This is a genomic window from Streptomyces sp. NBC_01264 (assembly GCF_026340675.1).
In the GTDB taxonomy this organism is placed as follows: Bacteria; Actinomycetota; Actinomycetes; order Streptomycetales; family Streptomycetaceae; genus Streptomyces.
The window spans coordinates 1-13,106 of the sequence record NZ_JAPEOX010000005.1; the positions used below are offsets into that span (position 1 = coordinate 1).

General features: G+C 63.3%; 10 protein-coding genes and 5 pseudogenes. 10 read left to right on the plus strand and 5 right to left on the minus strand.

Features of this window, described 5'->3' with window-relative positions:
- Positions 1-376 precede the first annotated feature (376 nt).
- Complete coding sequence (locus OG435_RS46975) at positions 377-1,105, minus strand: IS6 family transposase (RefSeq protein WP_266886675.1); 729 nt, start codon at positions 1,103-1,105, stop codon at positions 377-379.
- 291 nt (positions 1,106-1,396) lie between these two features.
- Between OG435_RS46975 and OG435_RS46980 the strand changes: the two genes are divergently transcribed.
- Together OG435_RS46980 and OG435_RS46985 are read left to right on the plus strand one after the other, a co-directional pair.
- Entirely contained in the window at positions 1,397-2,614 is a 1,218-nt protein-coding gene (locus OG435_RS46980) for a hypothetical protein (RefSeq protein WP_266887768.1), read from the plus strand.
- 160 nt (positions 2,615-2,774) lie between these two features.
- Positions 2,775-3,494, plus strand: a complete 720-nt coding sequence (locus tag OG435_RS46985) for an IS6 family transposase (RefSeq protein WP_266887770.1) — start codon at positions 2,775-2,777, stop codon at positions 3,492-3,494.
- A 39-nt stretch (positions 3,495-3,533) separates the two neighbouring features.
- Here the strand turns inward: OG435_RS46985 and OG435_RS46990 are convergent, their stop codons facing one another.
- Positions 3,534-4,265: an ISAs1 family transposase gene (locus tag OG435_RS46990; protein WP_266887772.1), complete on the minus strand. Its 732-nt coding sequence runs from the start codon at positions 4,263-4,265 to the stop codon at positions 3,534-3,536.
- 239 nt (positions 4,266-4,504) lie between these two features.
- On the opposite strand from OG435_RS46990, the pseudogene OG435_RS46995 reads away from it, so the two are divergent.
- Positions 4,505-4,985, plus strand: a pseudogene (locus OG435_RS46995) (IS6 family transposase); the annotation flags it as partial.
- A gap of 477 nt (positions 4,986-5,462) precedes the next feature.
- The gene (locus OG435_RS47000; protein WP_266887774.1) at positions 5,463-6,608 is read left to right on the plus strand and encodes an F-box protein; all 1,146 of its coding nucleotides are present in this window, start codon (positions 5,463-5,465) and stop codon (positions 6,606-6,608) included.
- Between the two features lie 107 nt (positions 6,609-6,715).
- On the opposite strand, the pseudogene OG435_RS47005 reads toward OG435_RS47000, so the two are convergent.
- Positions 6,716-6,895: pseudogene (locus OG435_RS47005) on the minus strand (IS6 family transposase); the annotation flags it as partial.
- 150 nt (positions 6,896-7,045) lie between these two features.
- Here OG435_RS47005 and OG435_RS47010 point away from each other — a divergent pair.
- Complete coding sequence (locus OG435_RS47010; RefSeq protein WP_266887776.1) at positions 7,046-7,255, plus strand: hypothetical protein; 210 nt, start codon at positions 7,046-7,048, stop codon at positions 7,253-7,255.
- 157 nt (positions 7,256-7,412) lie between these two features.
- Here OG435_RS47010 and OG435_RS47015 read toward each other — a convergent pair whose 3' ends face one another.
- Positions 7,413-8,132, minus strand: a complete 720-nt coding sequence (locus OG435_RS47015) for an IS6 family transposase (RefSeq protein ID WP_266887770.1) — start codon at positions 8,130-8,132, stop codon at positions 7,413-7,415.
- 86 nt (positions 8,133-8,218) lie between these two features.
- Positions 8,219-8,819 (minus strand): annotated as a pseudogene (locus OG435_RS47020) (IS6 family transposase).
- 165 nt (positions 8,820-8,984) lie between these two features.
- Between OG435_RS47020 and OG435_RS47025 the strand changes: the two are divergent.
- From OG435_RS47025 to OG435_RS47040, 5 genes and pseudogenes are all read left to right on the plus strand, one after another.
- Positions 8,985-10,445: a hypothetical protein gene (locus tag OG435_RS47025; RefSeq protein ID WP_266887778.1), complete on the plus strand. Its 1,461-nt coding sequence runs from the start codon at positions 8,985-8,987 to the stop codon at positions 10,443-10,445.
- 192 nt (positions 10,446-10,637) lie between these two features.
- On the plus strand, positions 10,638-10,799 hold the full coding sequence (locus OG435_RS50495) for a helix-turn-helix domain-containing protein (protein WP_353962810.1): 162 nt from the start codon (positions 10,638-10,640) through the stop codon (positions 10,797-10,799).
- A gap of 251 nt (positions 10,800-11,050) precedes the next feature.
- Positions 11,051-11,533 (plus strand): annotated as a pseudogene (locus OG435_RS47030) (IS6 family transposase); the annotation flags it as partial.
- Positions 11,534-11,814: 281 nt separating this feature from the next.
- Positions 11,815-12,534, plus strand: a complete 720-nt coding sequence (locus OG435_RS47035) for an IS6 family transposase (protein WP_266887780.1) — start codon at positions 11,815-11,817, stop codon at positions 12,532-12,534.
- Positions 12,535-12,599: 65 nt separating this feature from the next.
- Positions 12,600-13,031: pseudogene (locus OG435_RS47040) on the plus strand (IS6 family transposase); the annotation flags it as partial.
- Between the last annotated feature and the right edge of the window lie 75 nt (positions 13,032-13,106).

The window sequence follows — 13,106 nt, forward strand, 5'->3', positions numbered from 1 at the left end:
ACCTGAGCGCTGCGCGCTCAAGACTGAACGGCCTCGCTGCGCTCGGCCGGGGCCCTTCGGGCCCAGCTCTGCGCTTCGCTCCGAGCTATGGCCGGCCCTTCGGGCCGGGGGTCCTGCGCTTCGCTCCGGACTAGCTCCGGGTTCCGCTGCGCTCCACCCGGAGTGGAGCTGCTTCGCAGCCCCAGAGACTCCCCCGCTGCGCGGGGGAAGTGACCCCGTTTCACGGGGTCCGGGCCTACGGCCCGTTGGGTGTCCGCTTCGCTCCCACCCTCAGTCCTTCCGGCTCTCGGGGATGGCCAGGGTGCTGTCAAGTTGTTCGTGGGCTGGCTGGCTGATGGTGCGTCAGGGCATGGTGGGGCAGAGTGGTCGCGCTGGGTCAGGCCGTGGTGGGCATGACGGTGACCCCGGCGATCTGGTCCCATATGGCGAAGCGGATGATCATTTCGGTGCGGTAGCCGGTGGCGGTGAGCAGGTGGCGGCGGGGCCGGAAGTGGGGTGAGATCCGGCTGAATGCGGACAGGAATCGTTGGGTCCGGCCCGCATCACGGAAGCCCTTCATCGCGCGTTCGCGCTGGCGGGTGGGCTGGCGGCTGTTCTCGGCCCGATTGTTTAGTCCCTTGTGCGAGCGATGCTCGACCGAGGGCATCAGCACGCGGTGGGCGGTGCCGTAGCTCTTCAGCTTGTCGGTGACCAGCACGCTGGGTACCCGGCGCTGCTTCTTCATCAACTTGGCCAGGAACCGCTTGGCTGCCTTCGCGTTGCGCCTCGACTGGAGCACGATGTCCAGGACGTTGCCGTCCTGATCCACGGCCCGCCACAGGTAGTGCCGGACCCCGTTGATCTTGACGAAGACCTCGTCCAAGTGCCACTTGTCGCCGGCCTGCGGCCGACGGCGGCGGCGCAGGGCGGCCGCGTACTGGGGCCCGAACTTCTCGCACCACATCCGGATCGTCTCGTGAGAGACGATGATTCCTCGGGCCAGCAGCAGTTCCTCGACCTCGCGGTAGCTGAGCGGGAAACGGTGGTACAGCCACACCGCCTCGGAGATGATCTCCACCGGGAACCGGAAGCCCTTGTACGACGGCGTGGTCTCGACGGACTCCACAGCAGGCCCTCCCCGACGATCAACAAACCCCGCGATCATCCCAAGCCCAAGGCCCACCCATCAACTTGACAGCACCTCCGCGAGACCTCCTACACCCCGTTCACCCGCCCCCTCGACCTCCTCGGACTGCCCCTGACCTGCAACGCAACATGATCAACACGACTATGAATTAGCCCTGCAGTGGAACGTGAGGAACACCTTATCCGAAGGAATGCCTTAAGAAAGGGAACGGGAATATAAAGTAAGGAGTTAAGTCGTCAAATTTGATGGCCGATCGAAATTGGAGAAAAAATGGAATCGACCACACATGTAGATGCAAATGACTTTAAAGCCTATCCGGATGGAAAGGTTACTTACCAGGATCGCCTGGTGGGCTGGGCGTGCGGAGCAGAGTTCATTCCGTTGTATTTTTCTAAATACTCTGGAGAATCGGGACAGCTGCCACTTGTCGTTCATGAATATGTCGAAAGCAGTAGCGGGAAGTTTTGCAATTCTTCCGAGGTCATGGTCGACGGAAAGCCGCTCGGGGATGGACTAAATTGCAAACTGCAGCTAGAGGAATTTCAGCAGTACTGGACTATCGCCCCGGGGCGAGATGACGTAACCTTCGAATTTCGCGGTTCGGCTCAAATCCTCGACCAGAAGAACCTCAATAGTAACTACGGGCGACTTCTTGCCGACATCGTCCGGGTCCGAGACTCGGTAAAGAACGGCCGGGAACTTGGCTGGGCGGACCCTGCCATCAAGAAGACGCTGTCGGCCTTGTATAACGATTTGGACAGTATCCGATACGACCTGTGGGAACGGCAGAGTGGAAAGCCCATCGATCATAACTATGCCTACCATTCCGCCAAGGGGGCCAGAACATCTGCGCACTCTTTCATTTCATATCTTGATGATTCGCAAAACTTTGACCCTAAGCACCACATGCACGGCGAACGCCAGAATCTCAAAATTGCAGTGCAGAGTCTGATAGAGCCTGCCGATGCGGGCTATCTGGACGAATATCATCCCGAAAGCGCGTCGGCATTCAGCAATCCCAAAATAAACCGTAACGCAGGAGCGGGCGGCCCGAAACCTCCAATCTGGGAATTCAGGATTTACATTCCACGCCCCCGAGACAGTGCAGAATTTCTAATCGCGAAAGCCAAAGAGGAGATTTTGCACACGAAGGAGATACTGAGAGACAAGGCACCAAGTCAGGGTATATACGAGGAAGGGTTCAAGCAAATTTTGGACTTGCTAAGTAATGCCCTGGATCTCAAGGTGGCGATGTTCAAATCCGGCACGGACGAGAAGAATCGGGAATATGAAGAAGTTGTAAATCGCGCAAATAGGAAACTGAAAAAACTGCACGATCGAGTCTTTTCAGATCAGAATGCATACTTTGCGGAAATATCAGTAAACTTCACCCCGGACAAGATCGTTAAGCTTCAATATCACATGGATGCCGTCAAATACGCCAATGAATTCCGGAAGGCGGTAGATTTGCTTTTTCTTGGAGGGTGAATTAACCCTGATCCTTCAGCCGCCTTTCGGCTGTGATCGTCGCGGCGGTTCGCCCGTAATGTCCTCGGTGCCGGTGAGGTGGGCCGTCGCATGGCCCTGTCACGTTGTCGGAGCGATCTGGGATGATCTTCGGGTTGCCTGTCCGGGGAGGGGCTCGACCGTGTCGTCTGTGGTGCCGTCGTACAAGAATCACCGCTACCCGGCCGAGATCATTTCGCACTGTGTATGGCTGTACTTCCGCTTCCCCCTCAGCTTCCGCGAAGTCGAGGAGCTGATGCTCGAGCGGGGCGTGATCGTGTCCTACGAGACCATCCGCCGCTGGTGCCTGAAGTTCGGCCAGACCTATGCCAATGCCTTGCGCCGCAGGCGTCCGCAGCCCGGCGATAAATGGCACCTGGACGAGGTCTTCATCAAGATCGGCGGGGTGCAGAAGTACTTGTGGCGGGCCGTGGACGCCGCCGGCAACGTCCTGGACATCCTGGTCCAGAATCGACGTGACAAGGCTGCGGCCAGGCGTTTCTTCCGTCGGCTCCTCACCTCTACCGGGCGGGTGCCCCGGGTGATCGTCACCGACAAGCTGGCCTCGTACGGGGCGGCGCATCGTGAGGTGATGCCGTCGGTGGAGCACCGTGCTCACAAGGGGTTGAACAACCGGGCGGAGAACTCCCACCAGCCCACGAGGCAACGCGAACGGGCGATGAAAGGGTTCCGCAGCCCGGGCGGAGCGCAGCGCTTCTTGTTCGCGTTCGCTGGGATCTCACCCCACTTCCGACCTCACCGGCACCTCATGAGCGCCGGCCGCTACCGCTTCGAAATGAGGGTCCGCTTCACGATCTGGGACCAGATCACCGGCGCCGCCGGCGTACCCGCCACCGTCTGAGCAGCAGACCGCCCGCGGCCTCTCCCTGCTCTCAAACAATCACACCCCCGACAACGTGACAGTGCCGGCGATGTAGTGCGCGTTCTTCTCCTCGACCAGGAACTTCGCGTGGTCGGTCTGGGTCAGCAGTGCATCGAAGGTCACGACCGCGCCGGTCAGGTCCAGTGGGTCCAGCAGTGGCCGGAACGCCGTGATCTCGTTGCTCTTGGCGTCGACCGCACGCTGGGCCAGCACGATGCCGTCGCCGCGCAGCGTGGAGAGCAGGTGGACGCGGCGGCCGTCGGCGCGAATCGCGCCGCGCAGGGACTTGCCGTCCACCGCAATCGCTGCCCGCACCGGGCGGGACGGCGGGTGTCTGTCCTGGTCGGCGGCGCGGGAGGCGTCCGCGCGAGCGGTGAGCCAGCCACCGATCGCCGCATCGAACGCGTCGCCGTCGATGCGCTGCAGTACCCGGCGCACGGTCGCCTCGCTGGGCGCCCGGCAGGGCCGGTCCGGATCGCGCAGCGCGGCCCCGCAGCAGAACAACAGCCGGTCAGAGGCATCGGCGGCCCACTCGGCGATCGCGGTGAGGGACTTCGCTCCGGCCAGGACCGCGCAGGCGGCCACGGCCAGGACGTACGGCAGCGGGTGCCGGCGGCCCCGGCGCCGGCGCGGGTCGGGCAGGCAAGATAGCCGTGCCAGCAGGTCGGGCAGCTCGTCGGGGCAGGCCCGATCACAGCCCGCGAGTTGGCCCAGCCCGGAGGGGATGGGTGATGATGGCGCAGCAGGCACGGTCTTCCGTTGTGGTGATCAGCGAACTCGACACTCCATGATCACCGGAAGCCGTGCTGCAGGCGTATCCGCCCTTCTGCCACGAACCGCTCACCACCGCCAACTTGGGATATCAGACCCATACCGGCAGCTTCGGGCCGACCGCGAGAACGACGGAGCCCTGGCCCTCATCCGTGACGGACGGCGCTACCAAGTCGCACCCACCGTCACCGAAGCGGCTTGACAGCAGCATTGGGAAGCATCTCGACGAGGTGTTCATCAAGATCGGCGGGAAGCAGAAGTACTTGTGGCGGGCCGTCGATGCCGACGGAAACGTCCTCGACATCCTCGTCCAGAATCGCCGTGACAAGGCTGCGGCCAGGCGTTTCTTCCGTCGGCTCCTCACCTCCGGTACCCCGGGTGGTCGTGACCGACAAGCTGAAGTCGTACGGGGCGGCGCACCGGGAAGTGATGCCCTCCGTGGAGCACCGTGCCCACAAGGGCTTGAACAACCGGGCCGAGAACTCCCACCAGCCAACGAGGCAGCGGGAACGCGCGATGAAAGGGTTCCGCAGCCCGGGTGGGGCGCAACGGTTCCTGGCCGCGTTCACCGGAATCTCACCCCACTTCCGGCCCCACCGGCACCTGATGACCGCCGGCGGCCACCGCTTCGAGATGATGATCCGCTTCACCGTCTGGAACCAGATCACCGGCAGCACGAGCCTGCTTGCCGCGGCCTGAATTACGCCCTCTACCAGGCCCTGGCACACCCTGACGCGCAATCAAACGATCACGCCGCCGACAACGTGACAGTGCCTCCGCGAGACCTCCTACACCCCGTTCACCCGCCCACTCGACCTCCTCGGACTCGCCTGACCTGCAACGCAGCATGATCAACACGACTATGAATTAGCCCTGCCTCACCGCCACCGGCTACCGCACCGAAATGATCATCCGCTTCGCCATCTGGGACCAGATCACCGGCACCGCAGGCCTGCCCGCGGCCACCTGAAACAGACACCACTACCACGGCCAGACACGTCCCGAACCAGAAGATGCCCCCGAGAATCACTCAACCTGACAACGCCCTGCAGGGATATCAATCAGGCACTTATCTGATGTCGTGGAGTGCCCTGGATGCTGCCCTTGTAGCGATTGTGGTTGCTATGAGGTTTCCGTGACGGTTGGCATGTCATGCCGGTGTGTCATGCCGGATGAATGGACCTCAGGGAGAAACTGATTATGGAACCTGTACAAAAAGGACTGAGCGGGGCTGCCTCGGCGGTGTGGGCGATTATGGCTCCCCGGCTCCGGAATGCCAGCCCCGAGCTTTTGCGGGCATTTTACAAACGCCTACAGGCATGGCACGAAGGCGCCGTTCTCAGCGTCCTCGCTGACACCGGTATTCCTGTGGAGATGTGGTACGAGGTCCTGAGGTACCTGTCGGCGGAGGATCTGGCCCGCCTGGCTCAGGTCAACCAGAGTCTGCGCGAGGCCGTTGAGCTGATGCGTCCCCCGGGTGAGGTGAAGCCCACCAGCCGCGCTTCGCTCCCTGACGATTTCGTCCGCACGATCTACACCCAGTCTGAACTTGACCAGTCTCTCGGTGAGAGGCGGCGGCCGATGTTCACCCCTGGAGAGGGCAGTGACCTGACCATCTGGTCGGGGCGCCCCCACCTGTACGGTCCAGGACGCCTGAGCGCAGTGACGGGTGGATGGGTCGAAACCCACCGCGACGCCCACATCACCAGGGTCGTTGATGGAGAAGTCATCGCGGGCAGCAGCACGACGATCACCACCGTGGAAGGCGGAGACGTCTACGCCAGCAAGCAGGCGGCGATCACGACCGTTAATGGTGGAGAGGTATCGATCACCGGGCAGGCCACCATCACCGACGTCACTGGCGGACAGATCAACGCAGGCGGTCAAGTGACAATCGGCAGCATGGCCGGCGGAACTCTGAGCGCCCAGGAACAGGTCACGATCACGACAGTGACCGGCGGAACAGCAGACATCTTTCACAACGCGACCATCACCCACGTGACCGGGGGAACCGTTAACGCCTCCGACCAAGCCGCCATCACCCACGTGACTGGGGGAACTGTCAACGCCTCCGGCCAGACCACCATCACCCACGTGACTGGGGGAACTGTCAACGCCTCCGGCCAGACCACCATCACAGCAGCGAGTGGTGTCGCCCACATCATCGTCAGCGACCACGCACAGGTCACCATCTCAGCGAACGCCGACATACACGTCGACGCCTACGGCCAGAGCGTCATCAATGCCTACGGAGGCACTGTCAACGTCCACAGCCCCAACGTCACCGTCAACAACGAAGGCGCCACCCTCACTCACCACTGACGGCCGCCGCCCCGATGCTCGGGGGTCTGGGAGGTGATGTCAAGTTGTTCGTGGGCTGGCTGGCTGATGGTGCGTCAGGGCATGGTGGGCAGAGTGGTCGCGCTGGGTCAGGCCGTGGTGGGCATGACGGTGACCCCGGCGATCTGGTCCCATATGGCGAAGCGGATGATCATTTCGGTGCGGTAGCCGGTGGCGGTGAGCAGGTGGCGGCGGGGCCGGAAGTGGGGTGAGATCCGGCTGAATGCGGACAGGAACCGTTGGGTCCGGCCCGCATCACGGAAGCCCTCGGTGGTACAGCCACACCGCCTCGGAGATGATCTCCACCGGGAACCGGAAGCCCTTGTACGACGGCGTGGTCTCGACGGACTCCACAGCAGGCCCTCCCCGACGATCAACAAACCCCGCGATCATCCCAGGCCCAAGGCCCACCCATCAACTTGACAGCACCGCGACTGCTGACCCTGCACGACCAGGGGGACCTGGCCGACGCCGAGCCGGACACCATGCGCTTTCGCCTCTACCACCTGCCCGCCCGCCTTGCGAAACACGCCCGACGCCGTTGGCTGCGAATCGAGACCACCTGGCCCTGGGCCGGGGCGTTCACCCTGGCCTGGCGGCGACTCACCACACTCCCGGCCGTCACCTGACCGCCGGGCGCCCACCCCGACGAGCCCAAGAGGGGAGCAGTACCGCAGGCCCGGCCCGTGGAAACCGGCGTCCCCGCAGCGTCATGCGACGGGCACTGTCACGTTGTCGGGGGTGTGATTGTTTGAGAGCAGGGAGAGGCCGCGGGCGGTCTGCTGCTCAGACGGTGGCGGGTACGCCGGCGGCGCCGGTGATCTGGTCCCAGATCGTGAAGCGGACCCTCATTTCGAAGCGGTAGCGGCCGGCGCTCATGAGGTGCCGGTGAGGTCGGAAGTGGGGTGAGATCCCAGCGAACGCGAACAAGAAGCGCTGCGCTCCGCCCGGGCTGCGGAACCCTTTCATCGCCCGTTCGCGTTGCCTCGTGGGCTGGTGGGAGTTCTCCGCCCGGTTGTTCAACCCCTTGTGAGCACGGTGCTCCACCGACGGCATCACCTCACGATGCGCCGCCCCGTACGAGGCCAGCTTGTCGGTGACGATCACCCGGGGCACCCGCCCGGTAGAGGTGAGGAGCCGACGGAAGAAACGCCTGGCCGCAGCCTTGTCACGTCGATTCTGGACCAGGATGTCCAGGACGTTGCCGGCGGCGTCCACGGCCCGCCACAAGTACTTCTGCACCCCGCCGATCTTGATGAAGACCTCGTCCAGGTGCCATTTATCGCCGGGCTGCGGACGCCTGCGGCGCAAGGCATTGGCATAGGTCTGGCCGAACTTCAGGCACCAGCGGCGGATGGTCTCGTAGGACACGATCACGCCCCGCTCGAGCATCAGCTCCTCGACTTCGCGGAAGCTGAGGGGGAAGCGGAAGTACAGCCATACACAGTGCGAAATGATCTCGGCCGGGTAGCGGTGATTCTTGTACGACGGCACCACAGACGACACGGTCGAGCCCCTCCCCGGACAGGCAACCCGAAGATCATCCCAGATCGCTCCGACAACGTGACAGGGCCCCTTCAACGGCTGGTTGCTCAGGCATCGGAGGGCATGCCGGCGGCGCCGGTGATCTGGTTCCAGATCGTGAAGCGGACGGTCATCTCGAAGCGGTGGCGGCGGGCGGTGATGAGGTGGCGTCCGGTGCGGAAGTGGGGTGAGATCCCGGTGAACGCAGACAAGAACCGCTGCGCGGGGCCGGGGCTGCGGAATCCTTTCATCGCCCGTTCCCGCTGCCTCGTTGGCTGGTGGGAGAGCCTTGTCACGACGGTTCTGCACGAGGATGTCGAGGACGTTGCCGTCGGCGTCCACAGCCCGCCACAGGTACTTTTGGACCCCGCCGATCTTGACGAAGACCTCGTCGAAATGCCATTTATCGCCCGGCCTCGGGCGCCGTCGGCGCAGCGCATTGGCGTAAGTCTGGCCGAACTTCAGGCACCACCGACGGACGGTCTCGTAGGAGACGACCACACCCCGCTCGAGCATCATCTCCTCCACCTCACGGAAGGAGAGGGGGAAGCGGAAGTACAGCCACACACAGTGGGAGATGATCTCGGCCGGGTAGCGGTGGTTTTTATACGACGGCGTGCTCGACAACACGAGCGGCCCCCCTCCCCGGACGGACAGTCCGAAGATCATCCCACCCCGCCACCGACAACGTGACAGCACCCCGAGGACTGTGAAACGTCCGCTCAGCACCAGGAGACTGTCCGATTAATTGCCCGAACCGCCCTTAATTCCGGGTCGGACCGGACTATAACGTACCGGAAACATCCGCCCACCCCTGGTCGATCAAGGAATCCAATGACGATACCCAGAGAAATGCCGACAGTACTAGGATACACGTCGGTGACTTGGCGGGACGTTTACGTCGAGGATCTTCCGAGCGGCCCCGCCGAACTCGCCGGAAAGACGCGGGAACATTTTTTCTCGTACTGCCAGCACCTCGGCGTCAAGGATATTTTGCGGAGTAGCGACCTGACGACCTTGACATCTCGACTCAAGCGCGCGAACTACGACATATCCAAGGTATACGGAAATTACTACCCTCACTTCTACATGGAGAAATCTAAATTCCAGACAAGGGATTCTGAGACATACGCGAGGGTCGAGGCGACCGTAAGAGCGGGCCGGACCAAGGCGAAGGCAGCGGTTCAGGCCAAGCAGCACGGCGAGCGCATCAAGAAGTTGGCCCACCTGGCCGAAGAATGGTGCTCCTATCCCTCGAAGTACGTAATTGCCCGCACGGCGCAATGGGATCGCCTACTCAAGGAGCGCGATGACCTGCTGAAAGTCGTACCATCAGGTTCGCAACACCGCGCCGCGCTGGAGCGGACGGCCGCCAAGATCAGCGTCAAGCAGGCCCGGGTCGAGAGCGTCGCAGAAACCACCAGATCAGCGGTGGACGCTTCCATGAAGAAGTTGGAAGACGATTTCCTGGCTCTCGCGAAGGAAACCCTTGGACCGTCCCGGATCAAAGAATGGGAACGATCCAAGGAGAGATACGAACGCGCCGTTACCGGTTATGACCGACGCCCGGGTCGCAGATGGTGCAGAGACTCCGCCGTCGTCCTCGCATCCGGAGTTCAGGACGAGAGAATCCGGAACCTGCAACGGGCAGTCGACTCCAAACGCGAATTCGAGCGGGTCGCCAAGGAGAAGCCCACCGGTGTCGCGTACGGAATAATGGAGAGACTTCGACCAGAATTTGAATCCTCCGGCTTGACGGCCGGCGCTCCCAAGGAAATCGGCTACCGGGCGACGCTGAAGTCGATGGAGCAGAGCCTGGCGGCGTGCAAGCAGCGCCTACCGGTATGGGAACAGCAAAGGCTTGCGAAGGAGGCTGCCCCACAGGCGGTGAACGCCGTCCGGAACGCCGTCCGGACAGGGCACACGACACGGGCGAACTCGGCCCCGGCGAGCACGCACAACTCCCAGCCCGCCCGCCGGGTAGCATACGCGCCCATGACGTGGGACATACCCATCGGCCAGGGATTCCCCGTCCCTCTGGACGCGTACACGGCGAACAGCATCCGCGCCGATTACCGGAATTGGGACATTCCGCTCGCGAAAGCCTTCTACGCTTACTGCTACCTAAACCGGGAGGGATGCAACACGGACACAATCCATCTCGACACTCTCGTTTACAGCGGATCCTACGACGTCGTTCTCACGGCGGTGGAACGTTTCCACGTGATGGACCCCCAGGCAGCGCTCCGCGAATTCGAACGCGCATTCATCATGGCGTATCCGGACTGGACGTAGGGTCGAGCCGGCGAGAGGGCGGCGTTGTCGCATTGTCGGCGGCATGATTGTTTGATGGGGCACTGAGCCTTTTCCAACCTGACCGCGATGCCGGGCTGTTGGGGGTCAAGGGCTGTACGCAACGACGAAGCTCCTGGTACTGATCTTTGATGCCGTGTTTGATGATCTGGGCAGGTTCGGTATGCCGGGTGTATGGGGACTCGAACTCGTGCGTCGTTGAGCCCAGTTGATTTGGAGCGGCGACGTTTGCAGGCGGCTGATTTATTCGAACAGGGGATGCGGCAGAGCAAGGTCGCCCAGATGCTCGGGGTGACGCCGCAGCCGTGTCAGCCTGTGGCGGCGGGCCTGGGCTGAGGGCGGCCGTCGGGCCCTGCTGTCCAGGGGGCCGGGCGGCAGTTCGTATCTGAGCGCGGAGCAGGAGCGGGAGCTGGAGGGTCTTCTGCGGGCGGGGCCGACGGCGTACGGCTGGGAGGATCAGCGGTGGACCCTGGCCCGGGTCGGGGTCCTGATCGAGGAGCGGTTCAAGGTCCGCTACGGGCCTTGTCACGTTGTCGGGGCAGGGTGAGATGATCTTCGGGTTGTCCGTCCGGTGAGGGGTGGGGTTCGTGTCGTCCAGCACGCCGTCGTATGCGAATCACCGTTACCCGGTGGAGATCATTTCGCACTGTGTGTGGCTGTACTTCCGCTTCCCCCTCAGCTTCCGTGAGGTGGAGGAGATGATGCTCGAGCGGGGCGTGATCGTCTCGTACGAGAGCATCCGCCGGTGGTGTCTGAAGTTCGGCCAGACCTACGCCAACGCGCTGCGCCGCAGGCGCCCGCAGCCCGGCCATAAATGGCATCTCGACGAGGTGTTCATCAAGATCGGCGGGAAGCAGAAGTACTTGTGGCGGGCCGTCGATGCCGACGGAAACGTCCTGGACATCCTGGTCCAGAGCCAGCGTGACAAGGCTGCGGCCAGGCGTTTCTTCCGTCGGCTCCTCACCTCCACCGGGCAGGTACCCCGGGTGGTCGTGACCGACAAGCTGAGGTCGTACGGGGCGGCGCACCGGGAAGTGATGCCCTCCGTGGAGCACCGTGCCCACAAGGGATCCTGCTGGCCAAATGTCGTGTCCTGCGGTGAGGGCGGGCGGTTGGCATGGTGGTGGCCGGTTCTGTCGTTCCCGGCTGGTGGGGTGGGAGTCATGTCGTTGCTGCCGGAGCAGTGGCCCGAGGTCCCTGAGGTGACGGTGCGGGTCGCGCGGGCGGTGGCTGGTCGTGGGGCGCCGCCGTTGGCTATGCGGGTGCGGGATGAGCTGGGCGGGGTGCTGTCACGTTGTCGGTGGCGGTCTGGGATGATCTTCGGGTTGTCCGTCTGGGGAGGGGTTCGGTCGTGTCGTCTGTGGTCCCGTCATACGCGAACCACCGCTACCCGGTGGAGATCATTTCGCACTGTGTGTGGCTGTACTTCCGCTTCCCCCTCTCCTTCCGTGAAGTCGAGGAGATGATGCTCGAGCGCGGCGTCGTCGTCTCCTACGAGAGCATCCGCCGCTGGTGCCGGAAGTTCGGCCAGGCCTACGCGAACGCGCTGCGCCGGCGACGCCCGCAGCCCGGCGACAAATGGCACCTCGACGAGGTCTTCATCAAGATCAACGGGGCGTCGAAGTACTTGTGGCGGGCCGTCGACCAGGACGGCAACGTCCTCGACATCCTGGTCCAGAGCCGGCGTGACAAGGCTGCAGCCAGGCGTTTCTTCCGCCGGCTCCTCACCTCCACCGGGCAGGTGCCCAGGGTGGTCGTCACCGACAAGCTGAAGTCCTACGGGGCCGCACACCGCGAGATCATGCCCTCAGTGGAACACCGTTCCCACAAAGGATTGAACAACCGGGCGGAGAACTCCCACCAGCCCACCCGGCAGCGTGAACGCGCGATGAAAGGCTTCCGCAGCGTCGGCGGGGCGCAACGCTTCCTGTCCGCGTTCACCGGGATCTCACCCCACTTCCGCCCCCACCGGCACCTGATGACCGCCGGCCGCCACCGCTTCGAGATGACCGTCAGGTTCACCATCTGGAACCAGATCACCAGTGCCACCGGCATGCCCGCCACAGCCTGAGCAGCGGGCCGCCGACGGCCCCCGCACAGCCTGACACGCAATCAAACGATCACACCACCGACAACGTGACAGCGCCCGGGAACGTCCTCGACATCCTCGTCCAGAACCGGCGGGACAAGGCTGCTGCCAGGCGTTTCTTCCGACGACTCCTCACCACCACCGGGCAGGTACCCCGCGTGGTCATCACCGACAAACTGAAGTCGTACGGGGCCGCGCACCGTGAGGTGATGCCCTCGGTCGAGCACCGTGCCCACAAGGGACTGAACAACCGAGCGGAGAACTCCCACCAGCCCACCCGGCAGCGGGAACGGGCGATGAAAGGCTTCCGCAGCCCAGGCTCGGCGCAGCGGTTCCTGTCCGCGTTCACCGGCATCTCACCCCATTTCCGGCCCCACCGGCACCTGATGACCGCCGACCGGTACCGCCTCGAAATGAGAGTGCGCTTCACGATCTGGAACCAGGTCACCGGCGCCGCCGGCGTGCTCGCCACGGCCTGAACAACAGGCCGGCCGATACCTCACCGGCCCTGACGGCCATCAAAACGATCATGCTGCCAACAATGTGACAACGCC

What these genes read in the sequence shown, in the direction of transcription:
- OG435_RS50495 (WP_353962810.1), top strand. Translation starts at nt 10,638, where the DNA reads ATGGGGACTCGAACTCGTGCGTCGTTGAGCCCAGTTGATTTGGAGCGG.
- OG435_RS47000 (WP_266887774.1), top strand. Translation starts at nt 5,463, where the DNA reads ATGGACCTCAGGGAGAAACTGATTATGGAACCTGTACAAAAAGGACTG.
- OG435_RS46980 (WP_266887768.1), top strand. Translation starts at nt 1,397, where the DNA reads ATGGAATCGACCACACATGTAGATGCAAATGACTTTAAAGCCTATCCG.
- OG435_RS47025 (WP_266887778.1), top strand. Translation starts at nt 8,985, where the DNA reads ATGACGATACCCAGAGAAATGCCGACAGTACTAGGATACACGTCGGTG.